This is a genomic window from Neptuniibacter sp. SY11_33 (genome assembly GCF_047778025.1).
GTDB lineage: Bacteria > Pseudomonadota > Gammaproteobacteria > Pseudomonadales > Balneatricaceae > Neptuniibacter.
The window spans coordinates 2,933,436-2,958,607 of sequence record NZ_CP180543.1; the positions used below are offsets into that span (position 1 = coordinate 2,933,436).

20 protein-coding genes, 2 tRNA genes, 1 rRNA gene and 2 riboswitches are annotated in these 25,172 nt (G+C 44.0%); of the genes, 5 read left to right on the plus strand and 18 right to left on the minus strand.

The window, feature by feature from the left end; translation table 11 throughout:
* Window positions 1-205 precede the first annotated feature (205 nt).
* The 6 genes from ACMXYV_RS13845 to ACMXYV_RS13870 form a co-directional block, all read right to left on the minus strand.
* Window positions 206-281 (minus strand) — tRNA-Ala (locus tag ACMXYV_RS13845).
* A 24-nt stretch (window positions 282-305) separates the two neighbouring features.
* A tRNA-Ile gene (locus tag ACMXYV_RS13850) sits at window positions 306-382 on the minus strand.
* 68 nt (window positions 383-450) lie between these two features.
* Window positions 451-1,991 (minus strand): 16S ribosomal RNA (locus ACMXYV_RS13855).
* Between the two features lie 607 nt (window positions 1,992-2,598).
* On the minus strand, window positions 2,599-3,024 hold the full coding sequence (locus tag ACMXYV_RS13860) for a universal stress protein (RefSeq protein ID WP_415889053.1): 426 nt from the start codon (window positions 3,022-3,024) through the stop codon (window positions 2,599-2,601).
* 2 nt (window positions 3,025-3,026) lie between these two features.
* The gene (locus ACMXYV_RS13865) at window positions 3,027-5,561 is read right to left on the minus strand and encodes a TRAP transporter permease (RefSeq protein WP_415891449.1); all 2,535 of its coding nucleotides are present in this window, start codon (window positions 5,559-5,561) and stop codon (window positions 3,027-3,029) included.
* A 163-nt stretch (window positions 5,562-5,724) separates the two neighbouring features.
* Complete coding sequence (locus ACMXYV_RS13870; protein WP_415889054.1) at window positions 5,725-6,705, minus strand: TAXI family TRAP transporter solute-binding subunit; 981 nt, start codon at window positions 6,703-6,705, stop codon at window positions 5,725-5,727.
* A gap of 372 nt (window positions 6,706-7,077) precedes the next feature.
* Between ACMXYV_RS13870 and pfkA the strand changes: the two genes are divergently transcribed.
* Window positions 7,078-8,085: a 6-phosphofructokinase gene (gene pfkA, locus ACMXYV_RS13875; RefSeq protein WP_415889055.1), complete on the plus strand. Its 1,008-nt coding sequence runs from the start codon at window positions 7,078-7,080 to the stop codon at window positions 8,083-8,085.
* A gap of 19 nt (window positions 8,086-8,104) precedes the next feature.
* Here the strand turns inward: pfkA and ACMXYV_RS13880 are convergent, their stop codons facing one another.
* Window positions 8,105-8,734: an MBL fold metallo-hydrolase gene (locus ACMXYV_RS13880; RefSeq protein WP_415889056.1), complete on the minus strand. Its 630-nt coding sequence runs from the start codon at window positions 8,732-8,734 to the stop codon at window positions 8,105-8,107.
* Between the two features lie 163 nt (window positions 8,735-8,897).
* Here ACMXYV_RS13880 and ACMXYV_RS13885 point away from each other — a divergent pair, with 163 nt between their 5' ends.
* Window positions 8,898-9,158: a DUF5062 family protein gene (locus tag ACMXYV_RS13885; RefSeq protein ID WP_415889057.1), complete on the plus strand. Its 261-nt coding sequence runs from the start codon at window positions 8,898-8,900 to the stop codon at window positions 9,156-9,158.
* 11 nt (window positions 9,159-9,169) lie between these two features.
* Window positions 9,170-9,244: riboswitch (cyclic di-GMP riboswitch) on the minus strand.
* Window positions 9,245-9,470: 226 nt separating this feature from the next.
* A complete protein-coding gene (locus ACMXYV_RS13890; protein WP_415889058.1) occupies window positions 9,471-9,956 on the plus strand; it encodes a MarR family winged helix-turn-helix transcriptional regulator in 486 nt (161 codons plus the stop codon).
* 14 nt (window positions 9,957-9,970) lie between these two features.
* Here the strand turns inward: ACMXYV_RS13890 and ACMXYV_RS13895 are convergent, their stop codons facing one another.
* The 8 genes from ACMXYV_RS13895 to mutM all read right to left on the minus strand — a co-directional run bounded on the left by ACMXYV_RS13895 (window position 9,971) and on the right by mutM (window position 20,607).
* Window positions 9,971-12,640 (minus strand): EAL domain-containing protein, encoded by a 2,670-nt coding sequence (locus ACMXYV_RS13895; RefSeq protein ID WP_415889059.1) that lies wholly within the window; start codon window positions 12,638-12,640, stop codon window positions 9,971-9,973.
* Window positions 12,641-12,911: 271 nt separating this feature from the next.
* Entirely contained in the window at window positions 12,912-13,145 is a 234-nt protein-coding gene (locus ACMXYV_RS13900; RefSeq protein ID WP_415889060.1) for a hypothetical protein, read from the minus strand.
* Window positions 13,146-13,204: 59 nt separating this feature from the next.
* Complete coding sequence (gene thiC / locus ACMXYV_RS13905) at window positions 13,205-15,097, minus strand: phosphomethylpyrimidine synthase ThiC (RefSeq protein WP_415889061.1); 1,893 nt, start codon at window positions 15,095-15,097, stop codon at window positions 13,205-13,207.
* A gap of 43 nt (window positions 15,098-15,140) precedes the next feature.
* Window positions 15,141-15,956 carry a bifunctional hydroxymethylpyrimidine kinase/phosphomethylpyrimidine kinase gene (gene thiD, locus ACMXYV_RS13910; RefSeq protein WP_415889062.1) on the minus strand — a complete coding sequence of 272 codons (816 nt, stop codon included), beginning with the start codon at window positions 15,954-15,956 and terminating at the stop codon, window positions 15,141-15,143.
* A gap of 55 nt (window positions 15,957-16,011) precedes the next feature.
* A riboswitch (TPP riboswitch) is annotated at window positions 16,012-16,103 on the minus strand.
* Window positions 16,104-17,181: 1,078 nt separating this feature from the next.
* Window positions 17,182-18,273 carry an MJ1255/VC2487 family glycosyltransferase gene (locus ACMXYV_RS13915; protein WP_415889063.1) on the minus strand — a complete coding sequence of 364 codons (1,092 nt, stop codon included), beginning with the start codon at window positions 18,271-18,273 and terminating at the stop codon, window positions 17,182-17,184.
* Window positions 18,224-18,763 carry a phosphatase PAP2 family protein gene (locus ACMXYV_RS13920; RefSeq protein ID WP_415889064.1) on the minus strand — a complete coding sequence of 180 codons (540 nt, stop codon included), beginning with the start codon at window positions 18,761-18,763 and terminating at the stop codon, window positions 18,224-18,226. The genes ACMXYV_RS13915 and ACMXYV_RS13920 overlap by 50 nt, the downstream gene beginning before the upstream one ends.
* A gap of 86 nt (window positions 18,764-18,849) precedes the next feature.
* On the minus strand, window positions 18,850-19,782 hold the full coding sequence (locus tag ACMXYV_RS13925) for an alpha/beta hydrolase (RefSeq protein ID WP_415889065.1): 933 nt from the start codon (window positions 19,780-19,782) through the stop codon (window positions 18,850-18,852).
* Window positions 19,783-19,794: 12 nt separating this feature from the next.
* Window positions 19,795-20,607 carry a bifunctional DNA-formamidopyrimidine glycosylase/DNA-(apurinic or apyrimidinic site) lyase gene (mutM, locus tag ACMXYV_RS13930; RefSeq protein WP_415889066.1) on the minus strand — a complete coding sequence of 271 codons (813 nt, stop codon included), beginning with the start codon at window positions 20,605-20,607 and terminating at the stop codon, window positions 19,795-19,797.
* Between the two features lie 133 nt (window positions 20,608-20,740).
* Between mutM and ACMXYV_RS13935 the strand changes: the two genes are divergently transcribed.
* Window positions 20,741-22,324: a cation:proton antiporter gene (locus ACMXYV_RS13935; protein ID WP_415889067.1), complete on the plus strand. Its 1,584-nt coding sequence runs from the start codon at window positions 20,741-20,743 to the stop codon at window positions 22,322-22,324.
* 70 nt (window positions 22,325-22,394) lie between these two features.
* Here ACMXYV_RS13935 and rpmG read toward each other — a convergent pair whose 3' ends face one another.
* From rpmG to radC, 3 genes are all read right to left on the minus strand, one after another.
* Window positions 22,395-22,562, minus strand: coding sequence for a 50S ribosomal protein L33 (gene rpmG, locus ACMXYV_RS13940; protein WP_007023004.1), 168 nt, complete (start codon window positions 22,560-22,562; stop codon window positions 22,395-22,397).
* Window positions 22,563-22,573: 11 nt separating this feature from the next.
* Window positions 22,574-22,810 (minus strand): 50S ribosomal protein L28, encoded by a 237-nt coding sequence (gene rpmB / locus ACMXYV_RS13945; protein ID WP_415889068.1) that lies wholly within the window; start codon window positions 22,808-22,810, stop codon window positions 22,574-22,576.
* Between the two features lie 213 nt (window positions 22,811-23,023).
* On the minus strand, window positions 23,024-23,698 hold the full coding sequence (gene radC, locus ACMXYV_RS13950; protein WP_415889069.1) for a RadC family protein: 675 nt from the start codon (window positions 23,696-23,698) through the stop codon (window positions 23,024-23,026).
* Between the two features lie 216 nt (window positions 23,699-23,914).
* On the opposite strand from radC, the gene coaBC reads away from it, so the two are divergent.
* The gene (gene coaBC, locus ACMXYV_RS13955) at window positions 23,915-25,147 is read left to right on the plus strand and encodes a bifunctional phosphopantothenoylcysteine decarboxylase/phosphopantothenate--cysteine ligase CoaBC (RefSeq protein ID WP_415889070.1); all 1,233 of its coding nucleotides are present in this window, start codon (window positions 23,915-23,917) and stop codon (window positions 25,145-25,147) included.
* The last annotated feature ends 25 nt before the right edge of the window (window positions 25,148-25,172 follow it).

The following is a 25,172-nucleotide window of genomic DNA, read 5'->3' on the forward strand; positions in this document are numbered from 1 at the left end:
GGCGTCTGGAATCACAGTAACTTGTATTGCTAGTAACGATAGATTTCGCCGAATTGGCGCATGCAGTAAAACTACATGTCTTAAATCTAAATCAAATGAATCAAATCCAAATTGTTAAAGAGCGTTTAAAGCAAAAAAGCTTTAAAAGATAATGTCTTACATGACAATATGTTTTAAAACTCTTCCTTTCTCATCCCAAGGATGATGGTGGAGCTATGCGGGATCGAACCGCAGACCTCCTGCGTGCAAAGCAGGCGCTCTCCCAGCTGAGCTATAGCCCCAAGAAAAACAGTAAGGCTATTGATTGGTAGGCCTGAGTGGACTTGAACCACCGACCTCACCCTTATCAGGGGTGCGCTCTAACCAGCTGAGCTACAAGCCTACACCGTTGCTCTTAACTTCTCTGATCAGATAATTCGTGTGAACGCTTGCCGAGAATCGGCTTTCGTTTAAGGAGGTGATCCAGCCCCAGGTTCCCCTAGGGCTACCTTGTTACGACTTCACCCCAGTCATGAACCACACCGTGGTAACCGCCCTCCCGAAGGTTAAGCTAGCTACTTCTGGTGCAATCCACTCCCATGGTGTGACGGGCGGTGTGTACAAGGCCCGGGAACGTATTCACCGTGGCATTCTGATCCACGATTACTAGCGATTCCGACTTCATGGAGTCGAGTTGCAGACTCCAATCCGGACTACGACCGGTTTTGTGAGATTAGCTTACCTTCGCAGGTTTGCAGCCCTCTGTACCGACCATTGTAGCACGTGTGTAGCCCAACTCGTAAGGGCCATGATGACTTGACGTCGTCCCCACCTTCCTCCGGTTTGTCACCGGCAGTCTCCTTAGAGTTCCCACCATTACGTGCTGGCAAATAAGGACAAGGGTTGCGCTCGTTACGGGACTTAACCCAACATTTCACAACACGAGCTGACGACAGCCATGCAGCACCTGTCTCTGCGTTCCCGAAGGCACCAAGCTATCTCTAGCAAGTTCGCAGGATGTCAAGAGTTGGTAAGGTTCTTCGCGTTGCGTCGAATTAAACCACATGCTCCACCGCTTGTGCGGGCCCCCGTCAATTCATTTGAGTTTTAACCTTGCGGCCGTACTCCCCAGGCGGTCTACTTATCGCGTTAGCTGCGCCACTAAAAGATCAAGTCTCCCAACGGCTAGTAGACATCGTTTACGGCGTGGACTACCAGGGTATCTAATCCTGTTTGCTCCCCACGCTTTCGCACCTCAGTGTCAATATCGGTCCAGGTAGTCGCCTTCGCCACTGGTGTTCCTTCCTATATCTACGCATTTCACCGCTACACAGGAAATTCCACTACCCTCTACCGTATTCTAGATTGGCAGTATCAGGTGCAGTTCCAAGGTTGAGCCCTGGGCTTTCACATCTGACTGACCAATCCACCTACGCGCGCTTTACGCCCAGTAATTCCGATTAACGCTCGCACCCTCCGTATTACCGCGGCTGCTGGCACGGAGTTAGCCGGTGCTTCTTCTGCAGTTAACGTCACAGCTGCACGGTATTAACGTACAACCTTTCCTCACTGCTGAAAGTGCTTTACAACCCTAGGGCCTTCTTCACACACGCGGCATGGCTGCATCAGGCTTGCGCCCATTGTGCAATATTCCCCACTGCTGCCTCCCGTAGGAGTCTGGACCGTGTCTCAGTTCCAGTGTGGCTGATCATCCTCTCAGACCAGCTAGAGATCGTTGCCTTGGTGAGCCATTACCTCACCAACAAGCTAATCTCACGCAGGCTCATCCAATAGTGCAAGGTCCGAAGATCCCCTGCTTTCCCCCTTAGGGCGTATGCGGTATTAGACCAAATTTCTCTGGCTTATCCCCCGCTACTGGGTAGATTCCTACGCGTTACTCACCCGTCCGCCACTCGTCATCAACTAGCAAGCTAGTCATGTTACCGTTCGACTTGCATGTGTTAGGCCTGCCGCCAGCGTTCAATCTGAGCCATGATCAAACTCTTCAGTTTAAATCATTGTTGTTACCAGGAATGTGGTAACGGGCTCTAGTACTAAACAACCGGATAACATTCTTAAGAACGTTAAACCTTTGTAAATCGCTTTAAATGAATTCACTTGGTTGCTTGTCTAGAAAAAGTTTGCTTCTTCTCAACAAGCGCCCACACGAATTATCTGATCAAATTGTTAAAGAGCGTTGCTTTCTTGACTCTCCGCTGATTCAGCGTTTCGTCTCAAGCGAGGCGCATATTCTACTGTGCGCTCATTCAAAGTCAACCGTTTATTTTGCAATTTTGTAAAAACTTATTACTCAGCAAACGAACTTTGAATACTGATTCGTAAGCAACCTAAAAAACAAACGTTTTCAATCACTTACTGAACACCTTGTTTGGCTCTGCAACCCCTTAAAAAGTGGCCTCCCCAAGCAAGGACGGCGAATTATAGAGACTTCCCGAACAACGTCAACAGCGCATGGTAAAAAAAGTGAAAAAAGTTGTAAAAAACTTACAAAACACCGTGAATCGATCAAGGACTGATCAACAGCGTATAAATGCTAGTTAATTGATACAAAAAAGGCGCTGAGTTTTCACCTCAACGCCTTTTGTTTTTAGCACAATTCTAGTTTTTTAGAACCAAGACCGAACACTTAGCCCTTTCGGTTACCTTTGCCGTTACAGAGCCCAACATCACTTTTTCAACTGCACCGTGTTTTTGCGCACTCATAATTATGAGGTCTGCATCAATCTCCGATGCGCGTTTAATGATCTCCTTATGTGCTTTGCCTTCGCGTACCTCAATATTAAAAGGAACATCTGCTAGTTTTTCAGTGGCAACATTTTCTAACTCTGACTTCATAGCAGCTAAAGCCTTTTCTATTGCCTCTTTAGGAAAGTAAGATGCAACCATTGGCATTTGAAAGCCTGGTAAGATCGACATCAAATGAAGTTCGACACCTTCATCGATGTATTTTGCCACAGCATTCAGCGTCGATATTGTTCCCTTACTATCTTGAAGGTCTACTGGAACTAGTATTTTCTTAAACATAACTAATGCGCTCCTTCAGATTCTCTTCGACGTTTTTGCATTGCTGCCATAGCAAATAGAAGTAGTAATACAGGTATCCATACCAATTGCTTTGGCGGTCGATCTGCTTCAACTTCGATTGTTTTAATTTCCCAATCAAAGTCTAATCCTACTTTTTGTGCATCACTATCGAATGTCACCATATCCACAATGACCTTACCTTCATCTTCTCTAAGCATCAGACCTGCTGCTTCGATTTTTTCAGCCCCTGTACCTTCTGAAACCAAAGGCAATTCCACTGTTTTATGCACAAAGTCACCGTCTATAGTTTCACCTGCAACTCGCATTCTTAGTGGTCGGTTATTAGGGCTACCCTCAGCAACTTGCTCAATCTTAGTAGGTGATACTTCGTCTATCGGCGGATATATCTCATCCCATACAGCACCTGGCCTAAACATCAAGAACGCGATTACCAATAATAATACAGTTTCGTACCAACGGCTTTTAACCAGCCAATAACCTTGTGTAGCTGCAGCAAACACTAACATTGCTACCAATGCCCCAAAGATAGTCATTAACAGATGAATTGGCCCTTCAATACCAATCAAGATCAACTCAGTATTGAAGATGAACATAAACGGTAATACTGCTGTTCGGATATCGTAGGTAAAACCTTGGATACCTGTACGAATTGGATCTGAGCGAGCAATTGCAGCAGCAGCAAATGCTGCTAAGCCAACAGGCGGCGTATCATCAGCTAGTATCCCAAAATAGAACACAAATAGATGAACAGCGATTAGCGGTACGATCAAGCCATGTTCAGCACCTAGCGTAACAATTACCGGGGCCATAAGGGTTGAAACCACAATGTAGTTAGCCGTTGTAGGTAAACCCATCCCCAAGATCAAACTTATTATCGCGGTGAACAACAACATTAAGAAAATACTGCCGCCGGAGATGAACTCTACAAACTCGGTCATGACCAGACCAATACCTGTCAGAGTTACAGTACCTACTACGATACCAGCAGCTGCAGTCGCGACACCAATACCAATCATGTTACGCGCACCACTTACAAGACCGTTGAGCAAGTCCTCAACACCATGCAGTAGATAGTCACTCCACGCTTCAGCCTGTCTAAACGCCGCCTTTAACGGCTTATGAGTCAATACGATAAAGACCATAAACAAGGTAGCCCAGAATGCGGAAAGCCCTGGTGAAAAACGCTCTACCGTTAAGCACCATACAAGCACAACAACCGGCAAAAGATAATATAGGCCCGATTTTACCGTTGACCCAGTTTCAGGAAGTACCACCACGTCAGAATTTGGATCATCCATATGGAGATCTGGATAACGCGCCGAATAACCGACTAACCAGATATAGGAGACCAGAATAACCAAACCTGCAATCAGGTAAGACCAGTTCCCCATGTACTCCTTTGTCCACCCCAAACCGTAATACACGGCCATTGATACAACACAAGTTCCCAGAATAATCATTGCCCATACAGACAATTTTTCTGCCAAGGTTGCCGTATTGCGCGTTGGCAATCCTTTCATCCCTGCCTTTAGGGCTTCTAGATGTACAATGTAGATAAGTGCAATGTAAGAAATCAGAGCTGGCAATATGGCATGCTGGATAACCTCTATGTAGGAAATACCTACATACTCAACCATCAAGAAAGCAGCTGCCCCCATAATCGGAGGCGTTAACTGCCCATTTGTAGAAGCTGCAACTTCCACCGCACCCGCTTTATATCCAGGAAAACCAACCCGTTTCATTAGCGGTATTGTAAAAGTACCTGTTGTCACTACATTGGCGATAGACGAACCAGATACCAAACCACTCAAACCAGAAGAAACAACTGCTGCTTTAGCCGGTCCACCACGCATATGCCCAAGCAATGAAAACGCTACTTGCGTGAAATAATTACCGGCTCCTGCTTTATCCAATAACGCCCCAAACAGCACAAATAGGAATACAAAACTTGTAGAAACACCAAGCGCTACACCAAACACACCTTCCGAGGTTAACCACTGGTGAGACATCGCTTTATTTAAGCTCGCCCCTTTGTGTGCAATGACCTCTGGCATATAGGGGCCAGCAAACGTGTACAGCAAGAAGACACCTGCGACGACCATAAGCGGTGGCCCTAATGCACGACGAGTTGCTTCAAGCAGCAAAACCATACCACTCACAGCAACCACAATATCCATTGTGATTGGCGCACCAGCCCTATCTGCCAATTCACTGTGGAAGATCACGAGGTAACTTGCAGCAAACGCAGCCACTAGCGCGAATAACCAATCGTGCCACGGAACAACAGTTCGCGAAGAACGCTTAAATGCTGGAAATGCGGTATACGCTAAAAATACTGCGAAGCTAAGATGAATAGCTCGAGCCTGAGTATCATTAAAGACCCCAAAGTCGAACATAAAAGGTAGCGGCGAAGCATACCAAAGCTGGAAAAGAGCCCAGCAAAGCGCTACACCCCACAACAATTTACCAGGAAGTCCTTCTGGAGCGCGCGCCCCAGAATCTGCCTGAGCCACCATTTCCTGTACTTCTTGGGAAATGCTAGCCGAAGAACTGTTCTGATTATCAGTCACACAACCACCGTTTTAAAACAGCTTGTAATAGTTATATTAAGCTAACCCTAAGTAAAAGCCGTAAAGCAAAACGGGGACCAAATGTCCCCGTTGCCTATCAAGCCTACTCTTATAGAAGACCTGCTTCTTTGTAGTATTTAACTGCACCCGGATGTAGTGGCGCAGATAAACCGTCTTTTACCATCTGCTCTTTCTTAAGATGCGCAAAAGCAGGGTGTAGCTTACGGAAGGTATCGAAGTTTTCGAATACAGCTTTCACCACTTCATAAACTACTTTTTCAGGCACTTTCGCTGAAGATACAAATGTTGCACCTACACCAAATGTTTGTGTATCAGCATCATTACCACGGTACATGCCGCCAGGAACTGTTGCTGTACGGTAGTAGCTGTTATCTGCAATAAGCTTCTGAACTGCATCACCATTAACATTTACTAGCTTGCTATCACAAGAAGTTGTTGCTTCTTTGATTGCACCACTTGGGTGACCAACAACGTAAACCATTGCATCGATTTTGTTATCACATAATGCACTTGCTTGTTCAGATGCTTTTAACTCAGATGCAAGAGCAAAATCCTTCTTAGTCCAGCCTTTAGCCTCCATCAATACTTCAATGGTGCCACGCTGACCAGAACCAGGGTTACCGATGTTTACTCGCTTACCTTTTAGATCATCAAAAGTTTTGATACCTGAATCAGCACGCGCAACTACAGTGAAAGGCTCTGGGTGAACAGAGAATACTGCGCGAAGATCTTTATTTGCGCCAGTATCTTTAAATTTACTGGTACCGTTATATGCATGGAACTGCCAATCAGACTGAGCCACACCCATATCCAATTCGCCTGCACGAATAGTATTCAGGTTGTAAACAGAACCACCTGTAGATTCCACTGAACAGCGAATACCGTGATCTTTACGGTTTTTATTAACCAAACGGCAGATTGCACCACCTGTAGGGTAATAAACTCCGGTCACACCGCCTGTACCGATAGTGATAAATTCTTGTGCTGATGCTGCAGTCGAACCACCCATGGCAGCTAAACCAACACCCATCGCTAACAAACTAGAGGTAACCGTCTTACGAAATACCATAACAAACTCCATCTATTATATTTTTATAATTCGAGCTTTACTTCGAGCTCTTTTTTAAACCCATCTCTCTTGATACTAGTATCACCACTCGCATGTTTCAAAAAAACCAGAGACGGTAAAACAATAAACCAAGTAAAGGCTGATGATAGATAACATGCCTAGGAACACTTCATCAATACGAACTAATACTTAGAGACAACTTCAACTGATTATTCTGTTAGAGCAATAGAAAAAGGTGAATATCCCTGCAATCACATAGATAGACCACCCATCATTGATAAAAAACCCACTAGTCTGCAACCAGATACAATCTGAGTTCTTAGGAATTACGCTAAACTTAAATGCGATAAAGCACTTAATAGGCTCGATACTATGTCCACAGTGTTAACTTCGCTTACTGATGAAAGCAAACCTTCAGCTATTGCTGTGCTTACCAGCGGAGGAGATTCACCTGGAATGAACCCAGCCATTCGAGGCGTGGTTCGTTCTGCTCTGCATAAAAATATTCAAGTATATGGCGTAAACAAAGGTTACAGCGGCTTAATATTCGGAGATTTATTTGAAATGAACTCCGCATCTGTAACCAATATTGTCCAACGAGGGGGGACATTACTCAAAAGCGATCGCTGCCACGCTTTTCTTGATCCAGCGGTTCGGTATCAGGCAGCCGAAGTATTACTCAAAAAAGGAATTGATAGCTTAGTCGTAATAGGCGGTGATGGCTCTTTAACCGGGGCTCACATGCTAGCCTCGGAAAGCTCGATTCGTGTGATTGGCCTCCCCGGCACTATCGATAACGATATCTACGGAACTGATGACACAATTGGTTTCGACACAGCTGTTAACACCGCACTCGATGCTATAGACAAAATCCGTGATACAGCGCTATCTCATGAGAGTTTGTTCTTAGTAGAAGTGATGGGGCGAAACTCCGGCTTTATCGCTACCCATGTAGGAATAGCCTGCGGTGCAGAATTGGTAGTTATCCCCGAGTATGAAGTTAAAGTAGATGCCATCTCATTTCAGCTTGCCAACAATCGTGTTCAAGGCAAAGGATCAAGCGGGATTATTGTTGTAGCCGAGGGCCCAACCCCGGGCCTTACTAACAATTTAGCAAAACAATTAGAGCAGCATGGTCAGCAGCCCAAAGTCTGTATTTTGGGCCACATACAACGAGGCGGTCGTCCAACAGGGCATGATCGAGTACTAGCTTCTTGCCTAGGAGCCGCGGCTGTAGATTACCTTTGCGGTGGTTATAACGATGTAATGATTGGCATAAAAAACGGAGCCATCACCGAGACTCCGTTACAACATATTATCGATAAAAAGAAACAACTAGACGCTCAATTATTTGAGCATGTGCAACTGCTGCACAAATAATTCTTTCAACTACTACCAATTATCGAACATACGGGTTGCTTTGCATCTCGCGACCAAAGGTTGAACCCGGTCCGTGCCCTGGAATAAATTCGATCGACTGACCCAGCGGGAATAGTTTTAATTTAATTGAATCGATCAATTCTTGGTGATTCCCTTGTGGAAAATCAGTACGACCAATAGAACCGTTAAAAAGAACATCCCCCACCAGTGCCATCTCATCTTCTACATGATGGAATACAACGTGTCCCGGCGTATGACCTGGGCAGTGAATAACGTTTAGTGTTGATTTACCTACTTGAACAGTATCGCCATCATCTAACCAGCGATCTGGAGTAAAGGTTTCACAAGGCGGGAAGTTAAACATATCACACTGTTGCGCCATGCCTTCAATCCAAAATAGATCGCCTTTATGAGGCCCTTCGATAGGTAATTTTTTGGATTCAGCTAACTCAGCTGTACCACCAGCATGATCAATATGCGCATGAGTCAAAAGGATTTTCTCTAGTTCAACACCCTCTTCCTCTACCGCAGCTAGAATTCGATCAAGGTCACCACCGGGGTCAACAACCGCTGCCTTCATGGTTTGTTCACACCAAATAAGGGAACAATTTTGCTGAAATGGAGTAACCGGAATAATTCTATATTTCATACGATCGCCAATGGAATTAAATGCTGAAAAGCCGAAAGTATATCAGGCCTGAGTTAAAGACAAAGCATTCCGCACCAAAGCACTAAAACCATCGCTTGTCTTTTTAGAAATTTAGATTCAAAGTTAAAAGATATTTACCTATAAGGACTTTAAGGAACAGGCTATGAAAAAACATAAGCATGAAGCAGAGCTGGTAAAAGAAGCCCTTAAGATTGGTGGCATCTATTTTGAAAAGCGCGGTGCAGGCCACTTTGAAGCAACAGACAGCGCTTCAAATAAAATCAAAGCGATCTATCGCTTACTGGTCAATGACGGTCTAATTCAAGCCTTGGCGAAGGATCAAGTGACAGAGCCAAACATGAAACACAAATTGGCTTTATGGGTAGAGAGGCAGTTACCGGAGAATCATCCATTGAAGAAATAAAAAATCTCTCTTTCGATAGCCCAGCCATCCACGAGGGATCTGTGACTTTGCGTCCCAGAATTGCTTCTGGTTTGCCTTTATCGAGAGAGGATCTATTCGCTGGAAACGGCTCAACTATCTGAGAAACCTATAAGATTAGTTCAGATATCATTAAGCCTAAGTGTAATAGTAGCAGCATTATTTGTTATTACTAAATACGCATTTGGAATTATGCGCAAACAAACGCTCATTAATGTGCTTTTTCTTTGCTATTACGGCAGATTCAGGCTTACTATTTAAGTTACGTATATTGATATCAAGGCTTACAATTCAATGAGTTCACAACAATCAGAGCTAAGTTCAAACAATAAAACGGATTTCCTAGATTGCTTGAGATTGATCGAACGGTTACACCGCAGAATACTTGATATTCTTAAATTTCGTCTTGAAGCGTTAGGCTATACCGATATCAATAGCGTTCAAGCTCTCCTACTGCACAACATTGCTGATCGAGAAATGACAGCCAGCGAGTTAAGAACGCGAGGCTATTACCTAGGCTCTAATGTTTCATATAACTTGAAGAAAATGGTCGGCAACGGTTATATCAACCAAGAACGCTCAGAGCACGACCTCCGCTCAGTCCGTATAAAACTCAGCCAAAAAGGCTTAGCTATCCACAACCTGATTGCAGAGTTGTTTGACCAACAATTAGAAGAGATCAGTGCAGAGCGCTTAATGGAAGAAAGCGACATGTCGACGTTAAGATCAAACCTCCGACAATTAGAACGCTTTTGGGATCAGCAGATGAACACATACTAAACCTCATTACAGGTTTAGCACGCTAAACGTTTTTCAGCGCTGGCAGTTTCAAATTCACCCACAGGCAACGGTTTACCAAAAAAGTAACCTTGGTAATCCGTACAGTTGTGTTCTGCTAGGAACATACACTGCGCCTCAGTTTCCACACCTTCCGCTATAACATTTAATCCAAGATTATGCCCCATTGCGATAATTGCTTGGACAATCTCCGCATCATCTTTGTCTTCAATCACATCACGAATAAAAGAACGATCAATTTTAATTTGATCTAACGGCAAGCGTTTCAAATGCAGCAGTGAAGAATACCCTGTACCAAAGTCATCTAAAGAGAAACGAATACCCAACTTACGCAGTTGATGCATCTTATCAACCGTATCTTCGATATCTTGCAAAACAAGGCTCTCGGTTAACTCCAACTTCAGAAGATCAGGTTGAATATCATAGCGGTGGATACAATCAGCAACTTCAGCAACAAAGTGTTCCTGCATAAACTGACGCGCACTGACATTTACAGCAAGGCTTAACGTCGGTAGATTTGGATCGGTTTGCCACTTTTTCAATTGCTGACAGGCTTGGGATAGAATCCAATCCCCAATAGGCACAATTAAGCCTGTATCTTCTGCAAGAGGAATAAATTCCACAGGTGAAACTAAACCACGTTCTGGGTGGTACCAACGCACCAATGCTTCAGCGCCAACCAATTCATCTTTTTGGTACTGTGCCTGATAATGCAGCTCTAACTGCTGTTCAGATAAAGCTTTACGTAGATCCGACTCCAGCGCGGCCATACTACAGAGCGTTTTTTCAGCTTCCGGATCATAAAATCTATAGGTATTTTTACCTGATTCTTTCGCCTGATACATCGCCATATCAGAACGCTTCATCACACTGTCTACCACATCGTCGCTATCAAACAGAGTTATGCCGACACTGCAAGCAGTGTGATATTGAATACCATCTAGAGAGACTTGTTGTTGCACCGCTAAAATCAACTTTTCCACAATCTCACTAACTTGAGTTAAAGCGACACTTTCTTCTACGCCCAAGTTTTCCAATACGATAATAAACTCATCACCGCCTAAACGAGCTACCATATCGGCATTACGAACACAGGCATTCAGCCTATGTGCAACCTCAACCAATAAAAGATCCCCTTGATCATGACCTTGAGTGTCATTCAGGTTTTTAAAGTTATCCAGATCAATAAATAAAACGGCTCCAAACTGCCCTGTTAAATGACAAGATTGAATCGCACAACTTAAACGCTCTTGTAGTGAACGGCGATTAGGTAAGCCAGTAAGGACATCATAAAAAGCAAGCTTGTGGATATTTGCCTCGTCCTTTTTGCGTTGAGTAATGTCAGTAAAGGCACCCACATAGTTAGTAATCTCACCACCATCACCTTGAACCGCGGTAATCGTCAGGTACTGTGGATAAATTTCACCAGACTTACGCTTATTCCAAACTTCACCTTGCCAATATTTCTCATCCTGTAGGCGTGCCATCATCTCTTTATAGAACGACTTACCATGCTGACCTGATTGTAGAATTGCAGGATTCTTACCGATCACTTCATCAGGTTCGTACCCCGTCACTCTCGTGAATGCACTATTCACTCGCAAAATAGCGTGATTCGAATCGGTAATTAACATCCCTTCTTGGGAATCAAAAGCCGTGGCCGCTATATGCAGCTCTTTTTCTGCATGTTTACGTTCAGTTACATCTCGAGAAAGAACAATAAAGTGAGGAAGAACATGATCACTCCCCTCTTTTAGTGAGACAGACAATTCAAATTCACGCTCTCCTTGCGCTAAAGGTAAACGTATTTGATAACCTCGGGATAGTCCTTGTTTTTCCGCAACACTCAACGCCTTCACCACGGTGTTTGCCGCTTCAAAAGGCATCACATCAAATACCGTTTTTCCGATCAATTCAGATTCGGGCACGATCAGCTCATCTTTCTTTGCACTATGGCAAGCGTAGTAGCGCCCCTGACTATCCATTTCAAATAACAGATCGGGAATCGCCGCAAAAATAGCTTCTAATTTTTGTCTGGAAAGATCACTTTCATATTCACTCTGTTTTAGCGCTAACTCAGCTTTACGACGTTCTATTTGATGCGTTAATAAAATCCCGAGTAATACAGTCACTATAGGGAACATCAGCATAATCGGTAAAGCTAACTCACTCAGTAACAGATCCACCGTCGAAAACGGAAGCACCAACAGTGAAAACAACATCATGATGTGGACAACGACGCCCAACAAATACAACTGCCACCAAGCAACCGCTCTACTCTCATTCAGGTTCACCCGCCAATAGTGGCACAACAATCCTAGGCCTGAAGAACTGACAATAATGAGAAATCCAGCAAAGATGCCTTGACCACCTTCGAACAATCGAAAAGTAACGGTAATCACTACAGCAATAACTGTGGGGACAAAGCCAAAAAACAAGCCGGTGACAGAGAGGAGAATGGAGCGCGCATCAATCAACACACCACTAACAATGGATAGCGGCATCGACATGATCGCGATCCCGATTACACCTATTAGAATTCCACTAATAACTTTCTTAAGAACAGATAACCGTTTGTGTTCAAAAGAAAAAATGTCATACAACGCACCCATCGCTAGCAACAGAGCAACGTTATTGATCAGTGGAATAAAAATACCGTCATTCATCAGTCAAAAGAACCGACCAGACAGTTTGAATTCTTTACCCCAAAATGCGCAAAACGATTAAACATAGAGCGAAATCACATTATTAATGGTAAACGGGATAAATGCTAACCACTAGAAAACGTATACGCTATAGGATAATTAGGGAGAACGGCCTGCAATTATTGATATACATCAAGGAAATCAGCATCAAAATTTTAGGCCATCCGATATAGGTCAAATTAGGCGTTACAAACGTGCGTAAAACCTAATTCGATGGGATTGGGCATCAATCTTATTTTTTAGTTTTTTTCTCTTCCTGCGCCTTTGCATACTCTTCGTCTAACTTACCATATTGTCGCTGATAAGCTTCTGGATCAGAACGCCATAATCGATACAGTTTACGATCATTAGCAGCCATGGGCGGTGGGTTTTCGCGGGAGCGGCGAATCGCATTTAAGGTGACAGGAATAAAAGCAAACAGTACTAATAATCCCACCAGCAGATATTTAAGTAGTTCATCACTCATCAGTGATTCCTCTAGATACGAAAAAAGCCGCGCGAGCGGCTTTTTTACAAACTCAGCGACTAGACCTTATGATAGATCTCTGCACCCGTTTCTTTAAACTCAGCTGATTTTTCCTGCATCCCTTGATCAGCTTTCGCATTAATTGCTGCTACTTCCTCATCATCCAACTCACGAACCTCTTGCGAGATTTTCATAGAGCAGAATTTCGGTCCACACATAGAGCAGAAATGCGCTACTTTCGCTGATTCTTTTGGCAGGGTTTCATCGTGGTAAGCCCGTGCTGTATCTGGATCCAAGCCAATATTGAACTGGTCTTCCCAACGGAATTCGAAGCGAGCTTTAGACATCGCATTATCACGAATCTGAGCGCCTGGATGGCCTTTCGCCAAATCGGCAGCATGAGCAGCAATCTTATATGTGATGATACCTTCTTTTACATCAGCCTTGTTTGGTAGACCCAGATGCTCTTTAGGCGTCACATAACATAGCATGGCACAGCCGTACCAACCGATCATCGCAGCACCAATACCCGATGTGATGTGGTCGTAACCAGGTGCTATATCAGTCGTCAATGGACCCAGCGTGTAGAAAGGCGCTTCGTGACACTCTTTCAACTGCTTATCCATGTTCTCTTTGATCATATGCATAGGTACGTGACCTGGGCCTTCGATCATTACCTGAACATCGTACTCCCATGCAACCTTAGTAAGCTCACCTAGGGTTTCTAGCTCGGCAAACTGCGCTTCATCGTTAGCATCATAAACCGAACCTGGACGCAGACCATCCCCCAAAGAGAAGGACACATCGTACGCCTGACAGATTTCACAGATCTCACGGAAGTGCGTGTACAGGAAGTTTTCTTCGTGATGCGCCAAGCACCACTTCGCCATAATAGAGCCGCCGCGAGATACGATACCAGTCATACGCTTAGCAGTCATAGGTACATAACGTAGTAGTACACCCGCATGGATCGTGAAGTAATCCACACCCTGCTCTGCTTGTTCAATAAGCGTATCTTTAAAAACTTCCCAATTTAGGTCTTCAGCTACGCCATTAACTTTTTCAAGCGCCTGATAGATTGGTACCGTACCAATTGGGACTGGCGAATTACGCATGATCCACTCACGTGTTTCATGAATATTCTTACCTGTGGACAGATCCATGATGGTATCTGCACCCCAGCGTGTGCCCCAGGTCATTTTCTCTACCTCTTCTTCAATAGAAGAAGTTACAGCAGAGTTACCAATGTTACCGTTGATTTTAACCAAGAAGTTACGACCGATAATCATCGGTTCAACTTCTGGGTGGTTAATATTGGCAGGAATAATCGCACGGCCTTCAGCTACTTCTTGACGTACAAATTCAGGCGTAATCTCTTCTGGAAGGTTGGCACCAAAATTAAAACCAGGGTGCTGTTCCGCTACCACATTACCTTCCGCTTTTGCTTTCGCTAACTTCATGTTTTCACGAATAGCAATGTATTCCATTTCAGGGGTAATAATGCCTTTACGAGCATAATGCAGTTGCGTCACATTTTTACCCGCTTGAGCGCGGCGCGGCTTACGCGTTAGTTCAAAACGTAACTCATCCAAACGCAGGTCAGCTTCACGAACACGACCATATTCAGAAGTCAGTTTGTCCAACTGCTCAGTATCTTCACGCTCTAGAATCCAAGCCTCACGAACAGGCTGTAAACCTTTACGTACATCGATAGATACTTCTGGATCAGTGTATGGACCAGATGTGTCGTAAACATAAAGCGGATCATTCTTTTCACCACCGAAGCCTGTTGGCGTGTCATCTAAGCTAATTTCGCGCATTGGAACACGAATATCAGGTCTAGAACCTTCAACATAGACTTTGCGTGATTTTGGAAACGGCTGTACAGAATCTGTATCCACCTTAGCCGTCTGGCTCAATGCCTGATTTTGCTCTGAATTATTATCTACCATCGTTCAACCTGTTCTTATATTGCTTTCATCAGCGTCGATACAACTACGACCAATACGCATGAAAATGATTAACTGGGCCATGACCTGCACCCACGTTCAGTTTGTCCGCCCCTCGCAAAGCAGATGTAATATAGTCTTTAGCCAATTTAACCGCCGTTGCAGGCGACTCCCCTTTAGCTAGGTAAGCGGTAATAGCCGCTGCCAATGTGCACCCTGTACCATGGGTGTTGTTCGTATTTATCCTTGGACTAAGGAACTCGATGAATTCCTGCCCATCATAGTAAATGTCCGGACACTCTTCACCCTGCAAATGACCGCCTTTCAACAACACCTGCTTAGCGCCTAATTCCAACAATTCAGCAGCCATATCAGCCATATCCGCGCGATCTTTAGGTTCGGTTTGCCCTAGCATTGCAGCAGCTTCGGGGAGATTAGGAGTGATAATGTCCGCTAGTGGAATCAAATCTTTTACTAAGCTATCAATGCCATCATCGCTCAGAAGTTTACTCCCACTAGTCGATACCATCACAGGATCAATCACCAGCGGAACATTTTTACTTTTCAAGAACGAAGCAACAGTCAAAACCATATAAGGATTACCCAACATACCTGTCTTGACCGCATTGATTTCAATATCATCAAATACCGCATCTAACTGCTGTAATAAAAATTCAGCCGAAACAGGATAAATACTTTTAACTGACTGAGTATTTTGTGCAGTTAAAACGGTAATAGCAGATGTGCCGTAAGCCCCTATAGCTGAGAACGTTTTTAAATCTGCCTGAATACCTGCACCACCACCGGAATCAGACCCAGCAATGGTAAGCACATTAGGGATAGTGGAAGAGATATTAGCCATCATAGCCCCTTACAACAGAAGCTAAATGAGCCAAATTTAAATTACATAAATCCATAGAAATGAGATCTCGATTTCCTACGCCGGAACAAACCGGATCAGGTTCAACGGGTTTACTCTCAGCCCCACAGGGCACCCCGACCAAGACAAAATCCAAGTTTAAAGATTCACCTGTATTCTGTCCAGAAAAGCACCTGAAACTCCTTCATCTAAACAAAAATCAGAGAAAAAAATCATCAATTAAGAAAAATTAGGAATTTTTCTTATTTTTTTTACCGTATATACGTCCATAATGAGTGACATGGATCTCCTGTTCATGGAAAGAATACAAGGAAGGCCTCGATAAGCGGAACGGATGGCATGAAGCCCTAGGACAAAGACCGCAAGGATTATGGAAGCCATAGAAAAGGGCGCCTCAGTGGAAGAGGCGCCCTTTTCGTATCTACTCTACACAAAGCAAGCATTTTCCCCGTCAAATACAACATTCTTAAAATTAAGAATTTTTCTTATTTCTTTTCCCTTATTTCCAGCCATACTTGATGACATGGATCTCCTGTTCACGGAAAGAATACAAGGAAGGCCTCGATTAGCGGAATGGATGGCATTGATGCCCTAGGACAAAGACCGCAAGGATTATGGAAGCCAAAGAAAAGGGCGCCTCAATGGATGAGGCGCCCTTTTTGTTTATAAACACTTTGCCCCCTTACTCTTCCCACACTCGGGAACTATTCCCTAAATATTCGGGATCGCAGAAATTAAGAATAATTCTTATTTTTTTTTACGTATATCCAGCCATAATTAGCTTCATGGATCTCCTGTTCACGGACTGAATATAAAGGACGGCCTCGATAAGCGGAAAGGATGGCATGATGCCCTAGGACAAAGACCGCAAGGATTATGGAGCCAAAGAAAAGGGCGCCTCATGGATGAGGCGCCCTTTTTGTTTATATATTGATCATTCCTGCGGGCATATTGCCCGAGTTAGATCTGACAAATGAAATTAAGAATTTTTCTTATTTCCTTTCCAGTGGCAGAAGGCATAATTAGAAATGTGGATCTCCTGTTCATGGAACGAATACAAAGGATGGCCTCGATAAGCGGAATGGATGGCATTGATGCCCTAGGACAAAGACCGCAAGGATTAAGGAAGCCAGCAAGGGGGTTGCTTCACGGAAGAGGCAGCCCCTTACTTTTCCCGACATTTTTCCCGCTCTATGCTCTAAAAACCCTATGCCGTTACGTAATCAGTCTGCGCCAACCACGTCTCTTCAATAAGGCTCTCAATAGATTCATTACAACCCGCTTTAATCCATTTAGCTAACGGGGTCGCAACATCAGGAATAAAGAACGCTTCTGGCTGTGACGATTCAAGCCAAGCACCTATCTTTTGACAGTCTAAAACAGACACAACTCTACCCAAATCAAGAATCTCTAATACCTCAGCATTAGATTCTTGCTCAGCCTGACCTTTTTGCGGCAAGGTCATTATCTTTTTTCCATACTGCAAAGCTTCACTTAACAAGCCAAAACCAGAGTTACAAATCACCCCTTCACAATCAGATAGGTCTTGCTGGAAACCCATTCGCGAAAAAGGCCTGATATGGCAGTTTCCTTGATCCAATGGCTGATCAACTGAAGAATAGATAAAGAAGTGAGCCTGATTGCATTGTTTAAATATCGGCACCATGACCTCAAGGTCATCATGAGGCAGGTAGACCACTACTTTATTCTCGGTAAGGCTTGGGCTAAACAAAGGTTTTTGAATTAATGGTGGGCAGATACCTTGATCGAAACGATCCCAATGCAACCCAATAGGAATGTCAGCCGGCGCAAATGATTTTACTTGAGTCTTGAGTAAAGGCCCTGATTTTCTATCAGGTAAATCATGCAAAAAAGCATATTGATGAGCAATACCAACACTCTTGAGGCCTTTTAACTTCGCCGCCCACGCAGTTACCGGTTCGAAATCAGTCACCACAAGGTCATACCCTGCAAGGTCAAGTGACTTAATATCTTTCAATAATTGAAAAGCATTATTTTTCGTAAATGTTTTCCAATGATCAACCTTACTTCCCTGCATATAAAACGTTAACCCCCTTCGGCATTGGTATTCACCAAAGGGCTCCATATTGAAAAGCTTCTCAGGTTCTCGGCCACTAAACAGATAATCAACCTCTACACCTTCTTTCTCTAATGCTGGAGCCATCACCCTTGCTCGAGTGATATGACCATTCCCTGTAGCTTGCACACCATAAAGAATACGCATCAGTTCAGACCAGCACAGATAAGAAAGGAATGAGCGTAATCGCAGTAGCTGCACAGCTTAAACCCAGCACAGCTCCCGCTAGAATATCGGTTGGATAGTGCACACCAAGAAGAACCCGAGACATACCTATAGCGACAGCTAAAACATATGATACAACCGAAAATTCAGGATAAAAGTGTGCGACCAGAGTAGCAAATACAAACGCTGCCGCAGAGTGACCAGATGGAAAGCTAAATTTATCAGACGGGACTATATAAGCTTCAAATGGCAACGAATCACAAGGCCGATCACGCTTTATAGTATTTTTAAGAATAAGGTAGAGTGGCAGTTCTATAGCATAAGCAAATAAACCCACCAGCAGAAACAAAAGCCCGAACTGCTGCTCAAAAAGAGCAAGAGCAAAACCAATGAATAGGTATAAAACACCATCACCTAATCGAGAAACTTGCCGACTTACTGAAGCAATTTGAGCCGCTTTAGGAAGGCCCAAACACCAATTAAAGGTGAGCAAATCAAACGCTGTTACTAACCGAATAGCACTCATTGTCAGTATCTCCCAATACTTTCATCATGCTTGTAGATGATGGAAGTACTAGGTGACAGCTCAATGAATACTTTTTGACAGTTCAATTACAAAACAGCAGCAGCCATCTCTTTAGAAAATTCTTGTTCAAACCATTGCGCGGCCATGGTCACAACTAAGTCAGGCTGCAGTAAAGGCACCATATGACCTTGACGCTTCATAACCAGCAACTCCATGGGCTGCTCACAATAATTCATCACTCGCTGAGAATAACTAACGGGTAATACCTCATCTTTATCTCCATGCAAAATAGCAGCAGAGAAACGATGTACCCTATTTACGATATTACAACGATGATTAAACAGACTAGATAAAGTTTTAAGAGGGTAATCAAAAACAATTAATGGATCATTATTAATTGCGGCACCTGCAGGGTGCCCCTTTAACAACTGCTCAAAATCAACGAACGATTTTAGTGGAACTTTATATCCTGGCAGCATTAATGAAGATGCCCATGTCCAGTTCCAGCCCATTCTATAGGTTAAATCAGGGGCTAAATCAGGCACCAACAACGTACCGCAAAGGACTGTAGATAGGCGTTCATCCTTTTCAGCTGCTGCAACAGCAAGCAAAGCACCTATTGAATATCCATAAACACCAAATGGACCCTTAAAACGCTGCTGTAGTACATCTAAAACGTCCGATACAGCATTACACATCTCATCTACAGTGTAATGACCTCGAGATCCGCCTGAATAACCATGCCCAAGAGGATCAACACCAATAACATTAAACCCTTGCTGGGATAGCTTACACAACAGTTCGGCATAGAGTTCACAGTAAGTACCGATTCCCGGCAAAAAGATAATTGTTGGTGCATCAGGCGCGTATTCATATAACTCACAATGAACAGCACTTTCACCGACACAAAAAGCTGTACGGTGTTTTAAAAACTGCTCTAAATTTAGCTTGTCACGCAGATCAACACGTAAGCTACAACCTTCTTGGGACAAAATAGGTGGCCTGATTTGAACACTCATAATCAACTCAACTTATCGCTGGCAGTGTTTACAAAACACTGTGGAGCGCTGCCCCAAGCGTACTTCTGTTAATGGAGCCATACACTGTACACAAGGCTCCCCTTTTCGCCCATAAACATTGAGCTTTTGTTTAAAGTAGCCCGGTTTACCATCACCACCCACAAAATCTTTCAGCGTTGTACCGCCTTGTTCAATCGCGGCGGCTAACACTTTTTTAATATTTTCAACTAAACACGCTAAGCGTTCATAAGAAATATTACCGGCTGCTCGCCTCGGATCTATACCTGATAGAAAGAGCGCTTCGGTTGCATAGATATTCCCAACCCCAACCACAACTTTACTATCCATAACCACTTGTTTGATAGCTGCTTTACGTCCAGAGCAGCTTGCATGCAGGTGCTTAGCATCAAATTGTTCACTAAGAGGTTCTGGGCCTAACTTATATAGCAGTTCATGGTGCTCATTAAGCGGCTGCCATAATACCGAGCCAAAGCGACGCGGATCCGTCAGCCTCAAAACTTTACCATTCCCAAAACAGAAATCTACATGATCATGTTTAAGTACGGGCTCATCTTGCTCAACAATTCTTAAACTGCCTGACATCCCCAGATGCACCATCACTTCACCGGTAGATATTTTGAGAAGAATATATTTTCCGCGGCGACCAACAGACTCAATCATCTGCCCTTCTATCTCGTCCGCTAAAAAATCAGGAACTGGCCAACGAAGATTAGGATTTCGAACCAGCAGGCGGGTTACTTTTTGCTGATTAATATGAGGGCTAATACCTCGACAGGTCGTTTCTACTTCTGGCAACTCAGGCATGAATTTCAACTGCAATTCAACATTGAAAGCTTAGACTAACATAAAATCAATGAATTAAGGGCTTATCTCAATGCCGACGTTAGTCAAGCTATGCTACATTCTAGGTCTAATTTAGTAAGGTGATTTGTACTCAATGGATTTTATCTGGATCTTATTTGCATTCGTCTGCGGTTACACACTGCGATTGATTGAGATGCCCCCTCTTATAGGGTACCTATTTGCAGGTTTCTTCCTGCATTTTATTGGTGTTGAACCTGTCGAAAGCTTAGATACCTTAGCTGATTTAGGTATTACACTGATGCTCTTCACCATCGGTCTAAAATTAAATGTAAAAGACCTCCTGAAAACAGAAGTCTGGGCCAGCACACTATCCCATATGACCCTCTGGACACTGTTAGGAGGCTCCGGCTTTTTACTACTCGCTCTGCTCTCAGTTCCATACTTTTCAGATCTCGACCTTCAATCTGCGGCATTGATCGCCTTCGCCCTTAGTTTCAGCAGTACCGTATGTATTGTTAAGCTTTTAGAAGAAAGCGGCGAAATGAAAACCCGACATGGTCAGCTCGCCATTGGCGTCTTGGTCATGCAAGATATTGTTGCCGTTCTTTTCCTAGTAGCGGCAACAGGGAAAATCCCATCGATATGGGCCCTCGGCCTGTTCGGTTTAGTCTTTATTCGCCCTCTACTAAATCATATGTTGATGCGAGCAGGTCACGGTGAGCTACTGCCTTTAGCAGGTTTTTTCCTAGCGCTAGGCGGCTATGAGCTCTTTAGCCTAGTAGGCGTAAAAGGTGATTTAGGAGCGCTTGTCTTCGGCATGTTGCTGAGTACCCACCCTAAAGCAAGCGAATTAACCAAGTCCCTCTTAAGTTTTAAAGACCTATTCCTGATTGGCTTCTTCCTATCTATAGGGTTCACCGCTTTACCTGACTGGTCAATGATAGGCATGGCTGCCATCCTCGCGGTTCTAATTCCATTGAAATACATCATGTTCTTTGGAATTTTCACCCGCTTGAACCTACGAGGCCGTACCTCTTATCTATGTGCCTTAGCATTGAGTAACTTTAGTGAGTTCGGACTTATCGTCGCTTACCTTTGTGTAGATAGCGGTTGGCTAAGTAAGGAATGGCTAGTCATTCTTGCCCTTGCTGTTTCTCTGTCATTCATCCTAACCAGTGTAGTTTATCGCTCTGCCCACTCTTTCTATTTACGTCATAAAGAGCAGATTAAAAGTTACGAATCAGACTCACCACTTCCAAGCGATATCTTTGTTCAACCGAAAGACTCTGAAATATTGGTGATTGGCCTAGGCCGTGTCGGCAAAGGCGCTTTCAATGCCCTACACAGCATTGTTGGGGACAAAGTCTGGGGGATGGATGCTGATCGAAGCCGAATCCAAAAATTCCAAGAAAAAGGGCTTCACGTCTTCTATGGTGATGGTGAGGATGCAGACCTTTGGTGCAACATGGATGTCAAAAACATCAAGTTGGTCTTATTGGCACTACCATCAATTGAAGACAGCCTGAACATCGCTGAACAGCTACATAGTGCAAACTATTCTGGAGAAATAGCTGCGATTGCTCGTTTCCCAGATGAACACAAGCAACTGGTAGATGGCGGTATAGATACTGTATTTAACTTCTATACAGAAGCAGGCTTCGGTTTCGCAGAAGAGAGTTTACAGTTAATTAATCACCCAAAAGCGGCCGCAGATTAATCTGCGGTTGCTAAACCGCAGACAATAAAAAACCCAGCCTAAGCTGGGTTTTTTAATAGAAAATAAGATCTTATTTGATCTTAGATTCTTTGTATTCAACGTGCTTACGAACTACTGGATCGTACTTTTTGAACACCATCTTTTCAGGAGTGTTACGCTTGTTCTTATCAGTAGTGTAGAAGTGACCTGTACCAGCAGAAGAAACTAGCTTGATCTTTTCGCGTGCGCCTTTAGCCATGATTCAGCTCCTTAAACTTTGATGCCGTTAGCACGAACTTCAGTTAGAACTGCGTCGATGCCTTTTTTGTCGATAATACGCATACCTTTAGAGGAAACACGTAGACGTACGAATTTGTTTTCGCTTTCTACCCAGAAACGGTGCCAGTGCAGGTTTGGAAGAAAACGACGGCGTGTTTTACGCTGTGAGTGGGAAACATTGTTTCCTGTAACTGGACGCTTACCAGTTACCATGCAAACTTTAGACATATTATAAAGCCTTCAAAATTAGGGTTACGAATCTATCCTTTATTCTCATTTTTTATTGAAACGGCTTAAGGGATTACCTCTGTACTCTCCAGAGTCCAAACCGTTTCTCAGGCGGAGCGTCCCGTAACTAGACAAGATACCGTACCGGAGTATGGATAGAAGGTCGCGGATTATACACAAGAGCACCAACATTCACCAGTAGAAAGATAACTTTTATAATAATCCCCGCTCAGCAAACGAAACGGTTTCCAGATCTCCTACTATCATATGATCTAAAACCCTGACTTCGATCATCTCCAATGCATTTTTAAGCCGTTCTGTTATGTGCTGATCGGCCAAGCTGGGTTCAGCAACACCTGATGGGTGATTATGGGCAAGGATAACCGCCGCTGCATTGTACTCCAACGCTTTTGCAACCACCTCTCGGGGATATACTGCCGCTGCGTTAATCGTGCCAAAGAAAAGCGGCTCATATTTAAGTACGCGGTGTTTGTTATCCAAAAAGAGGCAGGCAAAGACTTCCCGCTGATAATGGCGCAGTTGAGAGACAAGATAATTTTTCACCTGCTCCGGCCTCTCCATCGCATCTCCTTTTTCAATAGAGGCTTGTAGATGCCTACGACTCATTTCCAAAACAGCCTGCAATTGGACATATTTTGCAGGACCTAAGCCATGCGCGGCACAAAAAGCTTTTTGATCACTTTCGAGAAGCGCGCGCAAAGAACCAAATGTAATTAATAGATCCCGAGCCAGATCAACCGCACTTTTACCTTTTACGCCTGTACGTAAAAAGATAGCTAAGAGTTCGGCATCTGACAGCGCAGTCGCGCCTTGAAGCAAAAGCTTTTCTCGAGGTCGTTCGGCTTCCGGCCAATGCGAAATAGACATAAGAGGTCTCCATTTTATCTCTTCTCTATTTTGCCATTCACGGAGTAAAGGCTTTCAAACCTTGAGAAGAGTCATCTTCCTTGATGAATTACGTAAATATAGCGCCATACAATCTACGAAACTTTACGCGAAAATGGTATGGTATCGATCCTTTTTATTTCAGCGTCATTTATATTTACGACGCTACAAACGCAAAGATTACAGTAGTTAGCCAGTATGCAGAGACTTACTAACAAACAAATTATTCTTGGAATCACCGGCGGTATTGCAGCTTATAAAAGCGCAGAGTTAACTCGAATCCTAAAAGGAGCCGGTGCTGAAGTTCGCGTTGTAATGACAGCCTCTGCAACCGAGTTTATTACCCCCCTAACTTTACAAGCACTTTCAGGCAATCCCGTCCACCAGCACCTTCTGGATGCCGAAGCAGAAGCTGGAATGGGACATATTGAACTCGCAAAATGGGCTGATTTGATCTTGATTGCACCAGCAAGTGCTAACTTTATGGCTCGATTAGCATCAGGCCAAGGCGATGATCTGCTCACAACGATCTGCCTAGCGACAGATGCACCTATCTGCTTGGCTCCTGCGATGAATCAAGCGATGTGGCGTGACGAAGGCACACAAAAGAACGCAGCAACGCTGAAATCTCGTGGTATCAAACTATTTGGACCAGGTGTAGGCGAGCAAGCCTGTGGCGATACAGGCCCAGGCCGCATGCTAGAACCGGTAGAGATAGCAGAAATAACAGCGGCTCAATTTGACCGTGGTAGCCTGACGGGTAAAACCGTCTTTATTACCGCAGGTCCTACGCGTGAACCCTTAGACCCTGTGCGATATATATCCAACCATAGCTCAGGAAAAATGGGCTACGCCCTTGCAGAAGCAGCAATGGAAGCGGGCGCGAAAGTAAAACTAATCAGTGGTCCTGTAAATCTTCCAGCACCAGCTCGCATTAGCAGAACGTCAGTAGAGAGCGCAGAAGAGATGCTTAACGCCTCTTTGGAAGATATTTCACTCTGTGACATATTCATCGCGGCAGCAGCTGTAGCGGACTACCGCCCCACAGCTATAGCTGAGCACAAGATAAAGAAAGGTTCAGAAGAGATCATGGAACTTCATCTGGTTAAAAACCCAGATATAGTTGCCACTGTAGCGAATAGTTCACCAAAACCATTTACGGTGGGTTTTGCTGCAGAAACACGTGATGTCATCAATTACGCCAAAAGCAAGCTTGAGCGTAAAAACCTCGATCTCATCATCGCAAATGATGTTTCTCGTTCAGACATTGGTTTTAACAGCGACGAAAATGCGGTTACGGTTATTTCAGCAACAACAACTGAAATCTTACCCCAAGCGTCTAAGCGTCAGTTAGCCAGCAAGCTAATCGAAAAGATCGCAGCTCAGTATCATGGCAGTGCAGTAACAGAAAAAGAGATCGAAACTGCATAACTTATTTTGGATTTCAAACTTTGTG